Raw genomic sequence first — 18,677 nt, 5'->3', positions numbered from 1 at the left:
GTGGCGGCCGGGTCGTGTTCCACCTCGACGCTCAGCGTGGACGAGCGGCTCTCCGGATCGGTGACCGTCGCGTACAAGCCCGGCGTCAGCGTGGTAGCCGCACCATTTCTGTGGGGCCAGACGTTCAACGCCGACACGGAAGGCTTGGAGAGCTCCACACTGAAGGTGGACCAGAGTGACCAGGCGCCGTTGACTCCGCCGGCGGTCGCGCGGGCGCGCCAGCGGAGTTTCCAGCCGTCGGACAATTTGCCCGCCGGGACCGTCACACTGGCTTCCGTGCCGCTGGTGGAGGGGCTCTGGGATGTGCCGGACCAGATCAGGCCGCTGCCTTGGCCGGTGGCGGCCGGGTCGTGTTCCACCTCGACGCTCAGCGTGGACGAGCGGCTCTCCGGATCGGTGACCGTCGCGTACAAGCCCGGCGTCAGCGTGGTAGCCGCACCCTCCTTGTGGGGCCAGATGTTCAACGCCGACGCGGTGGGGGCATTGGCGGGTGGCGGTGGCTCCTCGGTGGTGAATGTCCATGTGTGCGGAGTCATGACGTTGCCAGCCGTGTCGGTGGCACCGTTCACCTCGACTGCATAAACCGTGGTTCCCGAGAGCGTCTGAGCCGGCGTGAACAGCAACGTGGTGACGGTGCTGGCCGTCGTGTCGCCGGTTACAGGATTGCCGGTCGGCCCCTTGACGGTGATCTGGCCGTTCGTGACCGGTTCGCTGAAGGTGACCGCTACTTTGCTGGATAGCGTGACGTTCGTGGCACCTGTGGCCGGGACCGTATTGATCACCGTGGGAGCCGTTGTATCTAGCTGGCCCGTTGTGAAGGACCAGGTATAGGGCGCTTGCATCGTATTGCCGGAAGCGTCCTTGGCTCCGCTGACTCGGACGGCGTAGGTGGTCTCCGCTGCGAGTGGACTGCCCGGAGCCAGCACCCACCTTTTGCCCTCGTCTTCCACGGTTACGGCACTAGGAACAGGTGTTCCCGCGGCATCGGTCATGACGATCTCGGCATCTGACACCGGCTCGTTGAAGGTGACGCTTACCTTGGTGCTTGGAGCGACGCCCGTCGCGTCCTTCGCGGGGGCGGTCTCGACGACCGCCGGTGCCGTGCCGTCGGTGGTGAAAGACCACTGATAGGGAGACTGCGTGTTACCGGCCTGATCCTTCGCGCCGCTCACCTCCGCCTGGTAGGTCATTCCGGCGGCCAGCCGATTGAGCGGCGCGAACTCCAGCAAGGTCCCCCATGTGTCCAGGTTCCCTTGCCCCTCGACCGGGTTTCCCTGGTCGTCTTTGAGGGTGAAGACGGCTCCTGTGACCCGCTCGTCGAAGCGGACCATGACGCGGGACGACGTTGAGGTGTTCGTCTCGCCCGTACCGGGGACCGTGTGGGCCACCTGCGGGGGAGTGGTGTCCGTTTGAGGGTCACCTTCGAGCGGGGGTTCGGCGGGAAGGTCGTCGGCCTTCATCTCGAAGGGGTTGACCACCTGGGTCTGCAGCGCCTGAAGCTGCTGATGGCTCACCGGTTCCACGGGCACGGGCTCGGGGTAGGTCTCCACCTTCCAGGCGAGCGCCTGCTCGTAGGAGGGGGGCTCCGCCAGCGGTGGACCGTTGTGGCGGAAGATCACCGTCTCGGTCTCGGGCTCTGCCGGGATGTATTCGACCATGAGGGTGGGTGGGTGGCGGAAGCCCGGGTAGGAGGCGCCGCCGTATTCGCTGGAGTAGTACTGGCGCCAGTTGATCGCCGGGCTCTCGGTGACCGCTCGTAGCACCAGCCCGTGGTTGTCCGTGCCCTGTTCGATCCAGGCGCGGGCCATGCCGGTGATCCGGTGCACGAGCGCCGCTTCACTGGCGCACCAGGTGCCGCTGGCGTCGATGTTGTAGCCGGCCTTGTTGCCTGAGCCCCCCATGATGCCGGCGCTGGAGGGCTGGTTGGACCAGCTCAAGCCGGTGGTAGTCCAGACAGAGGTGATGAGCGAGGCGGCGATGCCCGACCCGATCTCGTTGCCGCACAGCTGGCCGTTGGGGCCGCCGGACTTGTAGTTCCAGACATACAGATCCGCATCAACCACCGTGGCGCCCTCAAGCTCCGGGACCTCGGTGTCATACCTCAGGTACACCCGAGCGATGTCGGCACTGGTCTGGGTGGTGCCGGCACGCAGCCATCCGGCCGCAGCGTTGTTGCTGCTCGGGCTGTTCTTGTTGACCCAGGCGTCGTCGGGGGTACCGCCGCCGAACCATTCGGAGGCGGCGGCGATCGTCACCGGATAGGTGACCGCCGGGTCGGCCAGGAACGTGGCGTCCGGTGTGAACACCAGCTGCGAGGTCTTGCCGGAGCTCTCCACCCGGGCGGTGACCGGGGAGCTCTTGCCCTCCTCGGGGGAGGCTTCTACCTTGGCGTCCATCGCGGTCAGCACGACCGGCGCCGCCTTAGCCTGCCCCTTGGCGTCCTTCAGCTGCGGCAGCCCCTGGGGACCCTTGCCGAACGAGGTGCCCTTGGGCAGCGTGAGCGGCAGCCGCACCGTCACCGGGCCGTCCGGCTTGCGCCGGAAGACCACTTGGGAGACGAAGCCGTCGGCCAGGGCCAGCACCACCAGGTCGGCTCCCGGTGCGACGGCGTCGGGGTAGGTGATCGTGTTGCTGGAGATCTTCGGCTCGGGAAGTGCCCGGGTCACCCCCAAGGCGACCTTGCCTTCTTCCTCGGCCGCTGACACCAGATGCTTCGTGCCGCGCCCGCCGAAGGTCAGCGGCGTCTTGACCCGTGCGGCCTGCAGCGTGCCGTCGCGGGTCACGATGCGGGTGTCGACAGGTTCCCAGGCGCCGCTGGCCTTGTTCTTGAGCTGGACGGGCCGGGTGTGTAGCTCGGCTCGCAGGTTCTTGCCGTCGGGGTTGGCCCAGACCTTCATGGTCTCGGTGAACCGGGAAGGCACCTCAACGGGTTTGCCGGACGTGGCCGCCTTCTCCCGGGCGGCCTTGAGTCCGGGATCGGTCGGTTGAGCAGTCGCCGCCGACGTCGGCGTAGGGGTGGGGGTGGGATCTGCGGCTGCCGGTGCTGCCGCCAGCGTGACGGGCATCAGAACCGCCAGCGCCATCGCGAGTAACCGCGAACGGCGTAATCTTCCTGAGACTCTCACTTACCACCTTCAACCAGGTAAAACGCGGGCAAAACAGATCATTTTTATCCCGGCTTTACCTGGAGCCACAACCCCTAGAGGCGAACTAGTTTTCGAAAGAAGCGGACGTGCCGTGTGCTTCATGCGCCGACCCAAGACGCCGGGGCCCCGAGCATGGCTCTCCGCTCGGGTCGGTGTCATAGGCCGCAGACAAGTAGGGGCGTATCCCCAGGTCAGGACAGCGCGCCGACGCCTGTCGAAATCCGCTCACCGACCCGTTCACCGACGTTGATTCTCGGCACGAGTTCTCGACGCTCACTACCTGCGACCTCGTAGTTTCCCGGCGGAGTATCGACAGACGAGGGTCTGTCGATGGTGGGAGCGATGGCGAGCCCAAGCGGTGGCTGAGGACGTGCGGACCGTCCCCGAGCGCGCCCGGATCGATGCGCCGACGCCGTCCCGGACGGGGATCGCCTCCATGGGATTCGGTCGTGATCTACGTCGACCGGTGGCCGATCTCGCCCAGGCGCGCCAAGAGCTCACGGTCGTCCGCGGGGAGATTGCCCTGCGCACGCTGCCGGCACCATCACCGCGATGCTGGCCGCCAAGCCGGCACCCCATGGTCGAGCACGTCGAACGCCCACGCCATACCTCCGCACCGCAAACGAGCGCACGACACTCGGCACCCGAAAAAGCACACATACAGGCGATTTCGAATGCTGGCCTATGAACAGGCGACAAACAAGATCATCCTGGTGGGGAGATCGCTACAGACAGTTGTCAACATGAGCGAGTCAAGACCGCAAAATCTCTTTGTTGCTGATCAGAGGTGTCGTGGAACCTGGCAGCCGCCCATGAGAAACCTGAAAGAAAGCTGTGTGATCTACATCGCATTGATGACTTAGGGGTGGGCGATGTGAAGGTTCGGGATGAACCTAAAAATCGGGCATGCGCTAAAGGGGTTTGTCAACAGGTCATCGCATCAGGAGCGGCGGGAATAGCCATTCCCGTGAGTTAGCGGTCACCGGGCAAAACGGGCACCACCACCCCCGTCACTCCTCGTCGAGCCCGGGGCCATTCTGCTCTGGAGACGCCGACCCGCCTTCAGGACGCGTCGGTGACCCCGACCTGGGCCGCAGATGCGCAGGCAGGCCGATGACTCCAGCGAGGTGCGCGTTGGTGAGGTTCGTGCCGCTGAAGTGCGCGCTAGTGAGGTTCGCGTTGGTGAGGTCCGCGCCAGCGAGGATCGCGTCGATACGGTACGTCGGCCGATCACGGTGAGAGCGGCTTCAAGATCCGTCCGCAGCCGCGCAGTCTGCGGCGGCGCGATTGGCGCTTCGCCGGTTGTGACGTCTCAGGAGTGCTCCCGGATGAAGGCGGCCAGCACCTCCATGACTGTGGGGTAATCGCGGGCGATGCGCTCCAGTGCGTAGATACCGCCTAGATGATTGAGTCCAAGGGGTCTGGCCACATTTAGTGGTCATAGGCGATCAGGGATCGTTTGATCGGCTGGCCGGTCTTGTCGTTGTGCCAGATCGCGGCGGTCAGCGCGAGGACCCGGATCAGCACGCGAATGACGACGCCCGCTGGGGTGCGTGCACGATGTCGTTCCAGGTCGAGCTGTCCTTTAAGGGTTTGGTTGATCGATTCGATGGTCTGCCGTAACGGTTTGAACAGTGCTGCTCCGGCCCGTTCGGGCTCGCCCTTGCGGGCCGGCCGTAGCAGCCGCACCTCACGCTCGGTGAGAGCCCGTTCGAAGTCACGGCCGTAGTAGTTCTTGTCAGCGATGATCGTCTGACCTGGGTGGGCGGCCATCAACTCCGGAGCGGCGTCCAGCATCCCCAGCAACGTCTCGCGCTCGTCGGCCTTGGCGCCGGTGAGCGCGAACGCCACCGGCAGCCCGCCCAGCGTGCACAACAGGTGCAGCCGCAACCCCCAGAAATAGCGGGAATGACTGGCGCAGTAGCCATAGGCCGCCCATCCGGCCAGGTCGCTGCGCTTGACCGTCTCGCGGGAGCGGCCGCACTCCACCAGCACCCACGCCGCGCCTGGACCAAGCGGTTCACCGACGAGCGCATGCCCGGCCCGGCCTGCATGGTCGGCGTCAGCGGCTGGGACCCCGGCGCCGCCCCCCGACCGGAGCCCGCTCACCTGTCGTCACTGCCTGAAACTCACCCACACCGAGCCCGCCGGCCAGGTCGCGCCCGAACCAGACGGAGCCTGACCCCACCGCCGGTCGCCGGCCCGTTTCCGGTGGGCGGGCCGCTGCCCCGTCCGAAGCCGGGGGCGGCCATCACCCCCGGGCGTGTTTCCTATTCAGGAGCGATGCCCTGGACCGCCGTCCCTACAATTTCCTGCCGTCTCAGAATTCAAAGTTCTCTGGCAGGGGGATCAAACCGGGCCTCGGATGCGCGCAGATCGATCCGGGTCAGGATGTGGCGCGTCCACGGTGCCACGCGCATCCTTTCGTGATCGCCAGGGACGATGAAGCGAAACCGGGCCACTTCCTCCCCGTCGGCCACCGGATCGCCGGCGGTGATCCGGCAGGCGAACACCGTCGTCACATATTCGACACGGTCACCGTTGCGATACTCGATGACGAGCTCGGGACCACCGAACACCCCGAGTACGGCTTTCGGCTCAACGTCAACGCCGAGTTCCTCCCACATCTCCCGGACGAGAGCGTCCGCCGGCCGCTCGCCAGGATCGATCGACCCGCCGGGCAGGGTCCACCAGTCGGTGTCGATGTCCTCTACCAGCAGGATGCGGCCCTCCTCATCGACGATGACGGCTGTCACCGCCGGCATCAGCACCAGGGCATGACCGACTCGCTGCCGTAGCCACTTCAGGTAGGCGGAAATCGCCATGGGGTCTCCTCGTTCAGCGTCCACCCTGCCCAGGGGCTGTGACGGCGATCATGCCTCAGCCCCGATAACAGACCGCGCGAATAGGGCTTGGGTCGGAGGGCACAAGTGGCTACGTGCCTCGGCTGTCGATCATCATCGTGACCAGGCTTGACCTATGCTGAGCCGATGACCGACAACGGCGCACCCACGAGAAGCTCGGGCGCTGAAGAGCCTGGCGTTGACGCGAAACTGCCCGCGACCGTGCGTATCGCCGGGGTTGTGTTGAGAAGGATGGAGAGCCCTTCATCGCTGGCCTGCTGGACCGGTTACTTCCCGGAGCCGACAGGCGCGGTCGAGACCGGGATGAGTCTGGTGATCGAGCCAGCCGCCCCGCCAGAAGAGGCCACCCTCCATTTCGCTCACGACGTCGTGAGCCACTTCGATGTCTTCGTCGACCAAGCTTTGGAGTACTGCCGCACCCGACTCCGGGAATCGCACTTCGAGCTCACAACTGAGGAACTGAGCTGGCTCGACCTTCCGGAGTTGCCACTGGCAGTTCCCGAAGCAACCGTGTGGGCCGACCAAACCTGGGCAATCCGTTTCACGGAGAGCAGGCTCCGGCTGGCGGACCCCTACGGAATCCTCGTGACGTTCAACGGAAGGCAGCCTGTCGACGTTGAGGGCCTCGACGTCGAGCAATGAACCGCTCGACGCGCCATCGGGCGTGTGTTCACGGGTGGCGGTTGGGTCGGTTGTCCCAGCGGTGGGTTGTCCAGGTCCGGTGGATCAGGCTGCGTACGGTGATGACGGTGTCGGCGAGATCGAAGAACGCGTTAATGACCGTTGCGTGGTGTTCGTGGCAGCGGGCGAGGCGCTGGAAGGCGTTCTGCCAGGCATGGGTACGCTCCACATGCCACCTGTCGCTTGCCTGGACCGGTGCCTTCTCGCCCTTGTGCGCGATCCGGCCGTCCAGGCCACGTTCGGCGAGCAGGGCGCGGGTCTTGTCGGAGTCGTAGCCGGCGTCCAGGTGCACGGTGATGTCGTCGGGCAGGGGCCGGAGGTCGTCCAGCAGGTCCAGGGTCGCGGCGAGCGGCGGGGAGTCGTGACGGTTCGCTCCGGCCAGGACACGGCCCAGCGGAATGCCGTAACCGTCCGTCATCCCGGAACGCTTCAAGCCCTGCTTGCCGCGGTCGACCGGGGAACGCCCCGCCACCTCACCACCACCAGGCGCCTTGGTGATGCAGCCGTCCACAGCAATCCGGTCCAGGACCAGGCCGACGATCCGGTCGTAGGACTCCAGCGCGATCCGCTTGAACTGCGCGAAGACATCCAGACGTATCCACTCGTCATGACGGTTGCGGAGCGTCGTGGCCGAGCACGTCGCATCCGCGATCGCCTCGTAGGAACAGCCGAAACGCAGCAGCTGCAGCAGCTTGTCGAAGACGACCCGGTCACCGATACGCCTGCGATGACAGCCCAACGGATGGCCCGGGTGGAACTCCGGCCGCATTGGCAACAGGGCCGCGAACTGCTCCCGCAGCGGTTCGGTCAGCCAGGACGGCAGAACAGGCACAAGTCTCCCCAACGATCACACAATGTCGCCACTCCATGATCGCCAGGACTCGTACCCGCTCTGCCACCAGTCTCCCCAACCGCCCCTATCCGCGCAGCCACTAAGTCAGGCCGGCCCGGGTCGGTCAGGGGTGGTCCAGGCGGCGTCCTTGGCCGCCCCGGGCTGACAGCGGGTCGCACCGAGGATGCGGGTTGTTTCCCGATTCTGCCGGTCTGACGGCCTTTCGAGATCCGACATCGCCCGGAGGTGAGGCCCGGCACGCGCCCGGTGACGACGGGTCCGCGCACCGGGCGCCTCCGTGGGGTCCCGCCGCTCAGCTGCCGCCGGGCACGCGGGTGAGACGGCGCCGGAACACCCAGTAGGTCCACCCCTGGTAGGCCAGCACCAGGGGCATGAAGATGACCGCGACCCAGGTCATCACCGTGAGCGTGTACGAGGTGGAGGAGGCGTTGTCCACGGTGAGGCTGTTGGCCGGGTCGAGTGCGGGCATCACGTTGGGCCACAGGCTCGCGAACAGAGTGACGGTGACCGCGACGATGGCCACCGTGTTGGCGGCGAACGACCAGCCGTCGCGGCCGCGCAGTGTCGCGACCAGGGCGCCCGCGATCGCGACGGCGGCCACCGCGACGCTGCCCCAGGTGGCGGGCTTGCCCACCATCAGCTGGGTCGTCACGAGGAAGGCGCCGCCGATGACCAGGGCCGCCAGTCCGATCACGCGGACCAGCCGCCCGGCGCGCTCCCGCAGCTCCCCGTCGGTCTTCAACCGGATGAAGACCGCGCCGTGCAAGGTGAAGAGCGTGAGCGTTGCCAGGCCGCCGAGCAGCGCGTAGGGGTTGAGCAGGGTGAGCAGCGAACCGGTGTACTCGTGGTCGGCGTCCAGCGGGACACCGCGCACGATGTTGGCGAAGGCCACGCCCCACAGGAACGCCGGCCCGAGCGACCCCCAGAAGAACGCCCGGTCCCAGCCGCGGGTGCTGTCGCTCTTGCCGCGGTACTCCAGGGCGACGCCACGCACGATGAGGGCCAGCAGGATGAGGAACAGCGGCAGGTAGAAGCCGGAGAACAGGGTGGCGTACCACTCGGGGAACGCGGCGAAGGTCGCGCCCCCGGCCACGATCAGCCAGACCTCGTTGCCGTCCCACACCGGCCCGATGCTCCGGACGAGGGTGCGCCGGTCGGACTCGTCGCGGCCGAGCAGCGGGAGCAGGATGCCGACGCCGAAGTCGAAGCCCTCCAGCACGAAGTAGCCGGTCCACAGAACGGCGATGAGCAGAAACCAGACGGTGGTGAGTTCCATGGCAGCTTCTTCAGTAGGACAGGGCGGGGACGGTGTCGGTGGGCTGGTCGGGCTCGCCTTCGGCGTCGGGGCCGATCCGGATGAACTTCAGCAGCAGCCGGATCTCGACGACCGCGAGCACCGCGTAGACCAGGGTGAAGCCGACCAGGGTGATGGCGACCTCGGTGACGTCCACGCCGGGTGAGACCGCGGCCGCGGTACGCATGATCCCGAAGACGGTCCACGGCTGGCGGCCCATCTCGGTGAAGATCCATCCCATCGAGTTGGCCAGGAACGGCAGGCCGATGCCCAGGATCGCCAGCCGGTGGAACCACGGGTTGTCCGGAAGCCGTCCGCGCCGGGTGGCCCAGAGGCCGGCGAGCGCGAGCAGCGCGGCCAGCATCCCGAAGCCGATCATGAGGCGGAAGGACCAGTAGGCGATGCCCACGACGGGCTTGTAGTCCCCGGGGCCGTAGGCGGCCTCGTAGCGGGTCTGGATGTCGTTGACGCCCTCGACGTGGCCGTCCAGCGTGTTGGTGGACAGCAGGCTCAGGCCGTACGGGATCTGCAGGTTGATGTGGTTGCGGCCGTTCTCGACGTCGCCGACGGCGAACAGCGAGAAGCCGGCGGAGTTCTCGTCCTCCCACAACGCCTCGGCGGCGGCCATCTTCATCGGCTGCTGCTCGGTCATGATCTGGGCCTGCCAGTGGCCCGACAGGGCGACTCCGATGGAGGCGACCAGGGTGACGGTCATCGCCGTGCGAGCGGAGACGCGGAACAGTTCGACGTCCTTCTTGCGCAGCAGGTGCCAGGCGCTCACCCCCGCGACGAACGCCCCGGCGGTGACGAACGCCCCGAAGATCACATGCGGGAACGTCACCAGGGTCGTGGAGTTGGTGAGCACCGCCCAGATGTCGGTCAGCTCGGCCCGGCCGGTGACGGGGTTGAGCCGGTAGCCGACCGGATGCTGCATCCAGGAGTTGGCCGCCAGGATGAAGTAGGCGGAGAGGTTCGTGCCGATCGCGGCCGCCCAGATCGTCGCCAGGTGGAGCCTCGGCGACAGCTTGTCCCATCCGAAGATCCACAGGCCGAGGAAAGTGGACTCCAGGAAGAAGGCCATGAGACCTTCCATGGCCAGCGGGGCACCGAAGACGTCCCCGACGAAGCGTGAGTAGTCGCTCCAGTTCATGCCGAACTGGAACTCCTGCACGATGCCGGTGACCACGCCCATCGCGAAGTTGATCAGGAAGAGCTTCCCGAAGAACTTGGTCAGCCGCAGGTAGGCGGGATTCCCGGTGCGGTGCCAGGCCGTCTGGAATCCGGCAACGATGATCGACAGGCCGATCGTCAGCGGCACGAACAGAAAATGGTAGACGGTCGTTATGCCGAACTGCCAACGAGAGAGGTCCAAGACGTCCATCGCGCTCCAAGTCATCAGTGAGTCACTGAAGCCTCACCGAAAAGTCAGGGTCCGCCGTAGGGCCGGCGGGCCCTGCTTGCAGGGACCTTGGTCCCGGCCCGTGTGGGGTGGACACCTGGACCGATGAGGTCGCCCGGCCGTGACGGGCGGGACTTTCGGCCCTGCCCCCGCGCCGCGCCGTAACGTAGCGTCCCGGCTGAGAAGACATCCACCTTCCGTTGGGGGAATCCCATGACCGAACGCATCACGGCCCCCGGTGACCTCGGCCGCCGGATCGCCCGACGGCGCGAGAGCCTCGGCCTCGATCGGGAGCGGCTGGCGCGGCGGGCCGGTATCGACCCCGGCTACCTCGCCTATCTGGAGGAGACGGCGGCCTCCCCCGCCGCCGAGACCGTGGGCCGCCTGGCCTCCGCGCTGGAGACCAGCGCCCAGGAGCTGCTCGGCGGGACCATTGATCTGCCGCCCGGGCACGGACGCCCCGCCGCCCTTCCCGAGTTGGAGAAACTGGACCCGGAGGAGTGCCTGCGGCTGATCTCCCCCGGAGGGGTGGGCCGGGTGGCCTTCAACGATCTCGGCGGCCCGGCGATCCTGCCGGTCAACTACGTCCTGCACGAGGGGTCCGTGATCTTCCGGACCGCCTTCGGCGGCCCGCTCGACGCGGACCTGCGCACCGGGATCAAGGGCGTCGATTTCAAGATCGCCTTCGAGGTCGACCGAATCGACGACGCCAACCGGGAGGGGTGGAGCGTGCTGGTACGGGGCGGTCTCCACCATGCCGCCACCTCCGAGGWGGAGGCGGCGGCGGCGGCCTCGGGGGTCCAGCCCTGGGCGGGAGGCGACCGCGGGCTCTACGTCAGGATCGTCCCTTCCGAGATCACCGGCCGCCGCATCCGGCGCGGGCACGACCTGCCCGACGGCCCGCCTCCTCCCGCCGGCGGCTGAAGCCGGACCGGGTGGTGACCGAGGCCGGCTCCGCCCTCAACGGCCGCCGCATCCGCCCCGCTCCTCCGACGCCGCCGGGGTGCTCTGCCGGGAGGCCGCCGGCCGTTCCCCGGCGATCAGGCAGGCGGTCGCCTCCACCGCCGGCGTCGTCGACCACGCCGGCCGGGTCAGAGGACTTCGCGCAGGCGGGCGGCGTAGGCGTTGGGGTGGGTGGTGTTGCCGTTGTGGCCGCCGGGGAACCACTGCAGGTCGGCGCCGAGCATGTCCGCCAGCGCGAAGGCGCACTTGTTGTCGAAGACGGTGCGCGGGGTGGTACGGCCGGCGATCGGCACGATGCGGGTCGGGGTGCCGGTGAGCGCGGCGACGTCGAGGGTGTCGCGGATGACCGCGGTGAAGTCGTGCTCGACGAAGAAGTCGAAGTTACGCATCCGCTGGGGGGTCATCGGCTGCGGGGTGAGGCCGGGCTCGACGTCGGGGCTGGCGGGGTCGATGCCGAGCACCTCGGCGATCACCTTGAAGGTCGCGGCCAGGCCGTCGCGGCGGTGGACCCGCTGGATGTGCTCGAGTTCCCTCTCATGATGGGCGCGCTGGTCGGCGGGCAGCAGCCGCGGGGTGACGGGCTCGTGGGCGATGAGCGTGCTGATCTGACCGGGGTGGTCGACGGCCAGATGGAACCCGATGGAGGCGCCGAGGCTGCAGCCGAGCATGAGCGCCGGCCTGTCGGTGAGGGCGGTCAGCAGCCGGTGCGCGTCGTCGGCGTGTTCGGTCATGGTCACCCCGCGGGCGGGGTCGTCCGGCGTGCTGCGGGACAGGCCGCGGCGGTCGTAGGTGACCACGGTGTAGTCGGTCACGAGTCGGTCGACCAGGTCCTTGCTGCGCCCGGCGTCGCCCTCGCCGCTCTGGGAGATCAGCAGCACCGGGCCGGTGCCACGGACCTCGTAGTAGAGCGTGGCGCCCGGCACCCGCAGCAGGCCCGTCGTCGGCTCTGTCGTCGTGGCGGTGTCCATCGGCAATGTCCTCTCGGCCAGGACCGGCCGGTTCCGGCCGGTCCTGGCCGACCATAAAGCATCAAAATAGATACATCAAGTTCGATGCATCTAAAGTGATGCGTTTTGGCGGGTGCGCGCTGCCCGGCTGGTCCTTTTGCCCCGCTTCCAGGGCACGGGGATCGAACCGTCCGGGCGTGGGAGGCGGCGCCGGGATGCCCGGCCCGCTTGACGAGGCGGACGGCGACGCCCGGCGGGCCGTCGCAGGCGAGGGTCAGGCCGGTGGCGCCGGAGCCGGCGACGTGGACGGGACCCCGAGCGCCCCCAGCAGTGGCAGCCACACCTCGTCCACGAACTCGATGATCGACTCGTCCGGCACCGCGCGCATCGTCATGAACATGTCGTGGCGCAACAGGTCCAACGGCAGGTTCACCACGCGGGGCGAACGCGGCACGTCGGGCAGCTCGCCGCGCTCGACCGCGCGGGCGACGATCATTATCCCCGAAAATCGCGAAACCGGCCGCGCCGGGGGTGCGGCCGGTTTCGCGAAGCGTCAGGCCATTCCGCGCTCGATGGCCTCGATGATCCGCGGCCGCAGCTCGGCGGCGCCGATGATCGCGTCCACCGAGCCGACCTCGACCGCGCGCTGGATGCTGTGCACCCGGTCGAACTCGGCGGCGACCTCGCCGAGCTTCTCCGCCCGGACGGCGGACTGCAGCTCGGCGAGCCGGGCGTTCAGCGCCGCCCGCTCGGCGCCGCTGGCCGCCGAGACCTGTGTCTGCAGATCGGTCACCCGCAGGTCGGTCGCGGTGCGGTTGTTCACCTCACCGGAGAACACCACGGCAGCCGCCGGGGCGCCGCCGAGCACCGAGGCGAACGAGCCTTCCAGTGCCAGCACGGTCATGTTCGGGTTGAGCGCCTTGGAGAACACCACGAACGCGCCGCCGTGGTAACGGGAGATCACGCAGAACACGATCGGCCCGTCGAAGTTGACGATCGCCCGGCCGATCTCCGCGCCGTACTCCAGCTGGAGCTTGCGCATCGACTCCGGCGAGCCGTCGAACCCGGACAGGTTCGCCAGCACCACCAGCGGCCGGTTGCCGGACGCCGAGTTGATCGCCCGCGCGGTCTTCTTCGACGACCGCGGGAACAGCGTGCCCGCGGTGTAGGTGTCCGGCCCGTCAGTGGGCGGGAAGCCGCGCCGCGGCACCGACCGCGACTCGATGCCGATCAGGCAGACCGGCCAGCCGCCGATGTGCACGTCCTGCACCGCGGACGTCTCCGCGTCAGCCATGCCCGCCCAGCGTTCCAGCACCGGGTGATCCTGGTCGGACAGGGCGCGCATCACCGTGCGGATGTCGAACGGCTTCTTGCGGTCCGGGTTGTGCTCGGCCGAGAAGATCTGGCCGACGGTGGTGAAGTCGCTGCCGACGATCGCGTGCGGAAACCCGGAGACGTCGCGGTCGACCGGGTCGGTGGTGCGGGCACGCCGCGGCGCCGTCTCGCCGGGCACGACGTAGGTGTGGTCGTAGTGCGCCATCAGCACGTCGCGGGCGGACTGCAGGTTGGGCGCCCAGTACTGCGCCTGGCCGTTCGGCCCCATCACGCGGTCGTAGCCGCCGATGCCGAAGTTGTCCTCGGCCGACACGCCGCCGGAGAAGTCCAGCGACTGCTTGCCGGTGAGCACCATCGCCGAGTCCGGCGTCATCACCAGGATGCCCTTGGTGTGCATGAGCATCGTCGCTTCGGCGTTCCAGTACGGCTGGGCGCCGACGGTGATCCCGGCGACCACGATGTTGATCTCGCCGCCGTCCTGGGTGAACGTGACGATCCGCTTGAGCGCGGCCGCGACCCAGTCCATGTTCTCGGTGCCCGAGGTCATCGAGATCCGCGCGCCCGCCGACAGCGCGAACCACTCCAGTGGGACCCGCATCCGCTCGGCGAGGTCGAGCGCGGCGATCACCCGCGAGCACTCCGGTTCCGACAGCGCGCCCAGCGCCTTCGTCGGGTCGCCGAGCAGGACCACACGGGTGACGCCTTCGGGGTGCCGTTCGGTCGGCGTCGTGACGACGCCCGCCACGATCGCCGCGGCGTTCCTCCCCTTCGGCCGGTCCACCGGCACGAGCGCGCCGTGGTCGTCGAGGTCGTGCTCGACGAAGCTGCCCTCCGGCCCGGCGAGCAGGCCGGTCAGCTCGTACGGGTAGACGTTCCCGCGCCGGGCCGCGCGCAGCACCTTCTGACGGTAGTCGTCCAGCGGCTGCACCGGCTCCGCCGACGGCGCGCCGACGTGCAGGCGCGCGCCGTGGCCCGGGTCGAGGGTGATCCGCACGGCGACCTCGGTCAGCTCGCCGGCCGCGGTGCGCCGGCGGGCTATGCACTGGACCTCCTCCAGCCCCGCGCCCGCGGTGGTCGGCAGGATGCGCTGGACCAGCGCGTTCAGCTCGTCGGTGGACAGCTCGGTCGACGGCCAGACGTACAACATGATCCGGTTGGTGTCGAACCGCTTGTTCTGGGGGCGCTGCGCCTGGATGTTGCGGATCGCGTCCAGGCCCGCGGTGATCGCGTCCTCCACCGCGGGCAGTGCGACCAGCCTGCCGTCGGCCTCGCGCAGCGGTGTCAGGTCGCGGACCTGGCCCATCGCGATGAGGCGCTCGTCGGCCGGATTGCTGCGCGCCACGGCCTTGAACAGGTAGATCTCCTCGTCCGCGGACGGCAGCCGGGTGAGGTCGAACTCGCGCAGCCGCTGCAGCTGCAGGCGCTCTGCGATCTGCGGGTGCAGGCCGCGGATCAGCCGGTCCTCGACGAAGCCCGCGCCGTCGGGCCGGAAGGTGAAGTGGTGGTGCATCACGGCGCCGCTGGTGCCGGCGACGGTGGTGGTGATCCGGCGGACGCCCGCGGGCTGCGGGTGCTCCGCGAGGAGCTGTCCGAGCCGCACCGCCATCGCGTCGGCGTCGGGCTGGTCCTCCCAGGTGACGTAGAGGTCGGCGACCAGCCCGTGCTCGTCGGCGCCGGCGTCGGCGGCGAACGTGCCGATGGCGCCGATGGCGCCGGGCAGGGCGGCGATGTCGACGGCGGTGGTGAGCACGCGTGTCACGCCGCCTGAGCCGGTGTGCTCGGCGGTGACGAACCGGCAGCCCGCGGTCTCCCGTACGGTGACCTCCGACAGCCCGCGGTTGCCGTAGTAGCGGCGGGTCAGCACCTCCAGCAGCGGCGCGTGGTCCCGCCCGAGCCGGCCGATCCGCTGACCGATCAGCCGGACCAGCGGCTCGGCGCTGGCCACCATGACCTGGATACGCTCGGCGCGGTCCGGCGCGTCCGGGTTGTGGTCCAGGTAACGCAGCTCATCGCGCACCGCGGCGTAGACCTTGGCGCGGTTGCGGCGCAGCAGCGGCTGGGCGAACCAGCGGAACACCACACCCCGGGCCAGGTCGGACACCATGGGGAAGCGCACCTGCGTGGCCTCGACCAGGTGTTCGAGGGTGAGCCCGACGCGCTCGCTGAGCGACTCGAGCGGCGGCGCGCCGGCCAGCCACTGGCGTAGCAGCTCCGACACGATCGCGACGTCGGTGCTCATCTGCTGCTGGGCCAGGAAGATCCGGAAGACCGCGGCCTCCAGCTCCGGCGTGCGGTCGAGATCGGCGATGCCGTAGTGGGCAAGGACCTTGGTGAGCTTGGCCTGGAAGCTCTCGGTGACGCCGGCGCGCTCGACGTCGAGGCTCCGCAGGTAGCTGTGGAAGAACTCGCGCGGGCTGTGCACCGGGCTGTCCGGCTCGACGTCGAGCTCGCCGCCCGGCTTGTTGCGGCTCAGCTCGGACAGGTCGGCGAACACGGTGAGCAGGTCCAGCTCGCCCTCGAGCGGCCGCCCGCCCAGCTCGGCGCGCGCGGCCAGGTAGTCCGACAGCACCCGCTTGTGGTCGTGGGGGTCGGCGTCGAAGCCGAGCAGCAGGCTGCGCAGGTCCTGCAGACCGCGCTCGACGCGCTCGGCCGCCGATGCCCCCGCGGGCTCCGCGGGCAGCTCGATCTCGATGGTCTCGGCGGCCGGCTCCCCCTCCTCGGCGCCCTCGTCGGACAGCGGTTCCAGCCGCATCAGCGGCGCGCCGGTCTCGACCTGGCTGCCCACCGACACCGGGCACTCACGGACGCGGGCGCGGAACGGCGCGCGCAGCACCGTCTCCATCTTCATGCTCTCCAGCACCAGGAGCGGAGCGCCCGACTCGACCTCGTCACCGACCGACAACGGCGTCGCGACCACCAGCGCGGGCGCGGGAGAGCGGACGACACCGCCCTCGTCGCGGCTGATCCGGTGCGTGACGCCGTCGACCTCGACCAGGTGGATCGGCCCGTGGGTGGCCGACATCAGCCGGAACCTGCGGCCGTTGACCACGATCCGGCCGCTGTGCGCGTCGAACCGCTCCACCTCGACGTCGGCCGGGGCGTCACCGCCGGAGAGGCCGACGCGGAACCGCCTGTGCCCGACCCGGGCCACGCTCACCCGGTAGCCGACACCGCGGAGCTTGAGGGCCAGCGGGCGGCCCGAGTCGTGCTGCACCTGCGGGCGCCCGCCGCGCGCGGTGGAGAGCAGCCGCTGGCGGCTGACCTCCTCCTCGTCCTGGTAGGCCTCGATCGCGGCGGCGGCCAGGGCGATCGCGGAGTGCCGATGGTTGACCAGGCGGCCTTCGGCGCGCACGCGGTCGATCCAGCCGGTGTCGGCGCTCGCGTCGATCACCTCGGGCTGGTCGAGCAGGTCGAGCACGAAGCTCTTGTTGGTGGCGCCGCCCTCGATGATCACCGTGGTCTCGGCCATCGCGCGGCGCAGCCGGCCCAGCGCCTGCTCGCGGTCGCGGCCGTAGGCGATGATCTTCGCGATCATCGAGTCGAAGTCGGCCGGGATGGTGTCGCCCTCGCTGACGCCGGTGTCCACGCGGATGCCGGGCCCGGTGGGCAGCATGAGACGCGCGATGCGGCCCGGGGCGGGCGCGAAGTCGCGGTCGGGGTCCTCGGCGTTGAGCCGGGCCTCGATGGCGTGGCCTGCCTCGACCGGCTGGGCGCCTTCCAGCTTCCCGCCGTTCGCCACATGCAGCTGCAGCCGGACCAGGTCGGTGCCGGTAGTGATCTCGGTGATCGGGTGCTCGACCTGCAGCCGGGTGTTGACCTCAAGGAAGGCGAACAGCTTCTCGCCGGGGTGGTAGAGGAACTCGACGGTGCAGGCGCCGCAGTAGCCGACGGCCACGGCGAGCCGCTCGGCCGACGCCTTCAGCTCGGCGGTCTGCTCGATCGTCAGAACCGGGGAGGCGGACTCCTCGATGACCTTCTGGTTGCGCCGCTGCACCGAGCAGTCCCGGACGCCCAGCGCCCACGCGGTGCCCTGCCCGTCGGCGATGACCTGGACCTCGACGTGCCGGGCGCCGGTGACCAAGCGCTCCAGGAAGACCACGCCGGAGCCGAACGCGCGCAGCGCCTCCTGGCTGGTGCGCTCGTAGGCGTCGGCCAGGTCCTCCTCCGAGGCGACCATGCGGATGCCGCGCCCGCCGCCGCCCGCGGTCGCCTTGAGCATCAGCGGGTAGCCGATCTCGCCGCCGGCGCGCAGCGCGTCCTCGAGGGTGGCGACCTCGCCGCGGCTCCACGGCGCGACCGGGACGCCGACCTCCTCGGCGATGAGCTTGGCGCCGATCTTGTCGCCGAGCTTGCGCATCGCCTCCGCGCTCGGCCCGACGAAGGTGACGCCGATCTTCTCGCACAACTCGGCGAACGCCGGATCCTCGGCGACGAACCCCCAGCCGACCCACGCGGCGTCGGCCCCGGTCTCGGTCAGCGCCCGCTCCAGGACGGCGTGGTCGAGGTACGGGCGGGCAGAGGCGGGGCCCAGCGAGTAGGCGACGTCCGCTTCACGGACGAAGGTCGCGTTGCGGTCGGCCTCGGTGTAGAGGGCGACCGTCTCGATCCGCGCCCCGGTTTCCGCCGAAAGTTCGCGGACGGCGTGGATGAGCCGCATCGCAGCCTCTCCACGGTTGACGATGGCGACACGACTGAACACCAGCTGAGACTCCCAACTACCCACGCACAGAAGGCGACGCCCGGGACCCGGAGCGTCGCCTGTACCTGTCTACACCCTGCTTGATTACCGCCGGGTACACCAATGTCCCCCATCGTGCATGGCGGAGCTGCTTCGTTGTGGGAACTCCACAAAAACCGTACCGGCCACACCGCCCGGCCGCCGTTTCACGCAAGGTCTGCCACAAAACACGACTGCGCCCTGCGACATGGGTGACCGGAGAGACGCCCGGATCGCGGGGACCGGCCAGGCGGCCGGACCGAATGTCCGGTCCGCCGGCTGTCGGCCGGGCGGCCGTAAAACCGTTTGTGCGCACGGCGCGCGGCTCCCTAGCCTGAGCCGCATGTCGTTCACGTGCCACGCGCCCCAGTTCTTCATCCGCTTCCGCCACAACCCGGCCTCGGGCCGGTAGAGAAGGCTCCTGCCTCTCTCTGCGCGAGCCCTGGGCCTCCGAGACCACTTCCTCTCGGACCCGAAA

General features: G+C 69.0%; 11 protein-coding genes and 1 pseudogene. 2 read left to right on the top strand and 10 right to left on the bottom strand.

What is annotated here, in order from left to right:
- From CA984_RS12320 to CA984_RS12305, 4 genes and pseudogenes are all read right to left on the bottom strand, one after another.
- On the bottom strand, nt 1–3,083 hold a 3,083-nt coding region (locus CA984_RS12320; protein ID WP_133061643.1), incomplete at its 3' end, for an Ig-like domain-containing protein.
- Between the two features lie 1,073 nt (nt 3,084–4,156).
- Nucleotides 4,157–4,351 carry a pentapeptide repeat-containing protein gene (locus tag CA984_RS49255; protein ID WP_423229302.1) on the bottom strand — a complete coding sequence of 65 codons (195 nt, stop codon included), beginning with the start codon at nt 4,349–4,351 and terminating at the stop codon, nt 4,157–4,159.
- Nucleotides 4,352–4,577: 226 nt separating this feature from the next.
- A pseudogene (locus CA984_RS12310) lies at nt 4,578–5,135 on the bottom strand (transposase); the annotation flags it as partial.
- 338 nt (nt 5,136–5,473) lie between these two features.
- On the bottom strand, nt 5,474–5,971 hold the full coding sequence (locus CA984_RS12305; protein ID WP_086571405.1) for an NUDIX domain-containing protein: 498 nt from the start codon (nt 5,969–5,971) through the stop codon (nt 5,474–5,476).
- 165 nt (nt 5,972–6,136) lie between these two features.
- Between CA984_RS12305 and CA984_RS12300 the strand changes: the two genes are divergently transcribed.
- Nucleotides 6,137–6,652 (top strand): hypothetical protein, encoded by a 516-nt coding sequence (locus CA984_RS12300; RefSeq protein WP_133061642.1) that lies wholly within the window; start codon nt 6,137–6,139, stop codon nt 6,650–6,652.
- Between the two features lie 28 nt (nt 6,653–6,680).
- On the opposite strand, the gene CA984_RS12295 is transcribed toward CA984_RS12300, so the two are convergent.
- From CA984_RS12295 to CA984_RS12285, 3 genes are all read right to left on the bottom strand, one after another.
- Nucleotides 6,681–7,523: an IS5 family transposase gene (locus CA984_RS12295; RefSeq protein WP_086571401.1), complete on the bottom strand. Its 843-nt coding sequence runs from the start codon at nt 7,521–7,523 to the stop codon at nt 6,681–6,683.
- A gap of 313 nt (nt 7,524–7,836) precedes the next feature.
- Nucleotides 7,837–8,820, bottom strand: a complete 984-nt coding sequence (cydB, locus tag CA984_RS12290; protein ID WP_086571399.1) for a cytochrome d ubiquinol oxidase subunit II — start codon at nt 8,818–8,820, stop codon at nt 7,837–7,839.
- 10 nt (nt 8,821–8,830) lie between these two features.
- Complete coding sequence (locus CA984_RS12285) at nt 8,831–10,219, bottom strand: cytochrome ubiquinol oxidase subunit I (RefSeq protein ID WP_086571397.1); 1,389 nt, start codon at nt 10,217–10,219, stop codon at nt 8,831–8,833.
- Between the two features lie 231 nt (nt 10,220–10,450).
- On the opposite strand from CA984_RS12285, the gene CA984_RS12280 reads away from it, so the two are divergent.
- Entirely contained in the window at nt 10,451–11,161 is a 711-nt protein-coding gene (locus CA984_RS12280) for a pyridoxamine 5'-phosphate oxidase family protein (RefSeq protein WP_086571395.1), read from the top strand.
- A gap of 167 nt (nt 11,162–11,328) precedes the next feature.
- Here the strand turns inward: CA984_RS12280 and CA984_RS12275 are convergent, their stop codons facing one another.
- The 3 genes from CA984_RS12275 to CA984_RS12265 form a co-directional block, all read right to left on the bottom strand.
- Complete coding sequence (locus CA984_RS12275; protein WP_086571393.1) at nt 11,329–12,168, bottom strand: alpha/beta fold hydrolase; 840 nt, start codon at nt 12,166–12,168, stop codon at nt 11,329–11,331.
- A gap of 253 nt (nt 12,169–12,421) precedes the next feature.
- Nucleotides 12,422–12,643, bottom strand: coding sequence for a TetR/AcrR family transcriptional regulator C-terminal ligand-binding domain-containing protein (locus CA984_RS12270; RefSeq protein WP_086571391.1), 222 nt, complete (start codon nt 12,641–12,643; stop codon nt 12,422–12,424).
- A 57-nt stretch (nt 12,644–12,700) separates the two neighbouring features.
- Complete coding sequence (locus CA984_RS12265) at nt 12,701–18,181, bottom strand: ATP-binding protein (RefSeq protein ID WP_086571389.1); 5,481 nt, start codon at nt 18,179–18,181, stop codon at nt 12,701–12,703.
- Between the last annotated feature and the right edge of the window lie 496 nt (nt 18,182–18,677).

The organism is Streptosporangium minutum, from assembly GCF_002149035.1.
GTDB lineage: Bacteria > Actinomycetota > Actinomycetes > Streptosporangiales > Streptosporangiaceae > Streptosporangium > Streptosporangium minutum.
The sequence above is the reverse complement of the archived record's forward strand: the minus strand, read 5'-3'. Positions and strand labels throughout refer to the sequence as shown.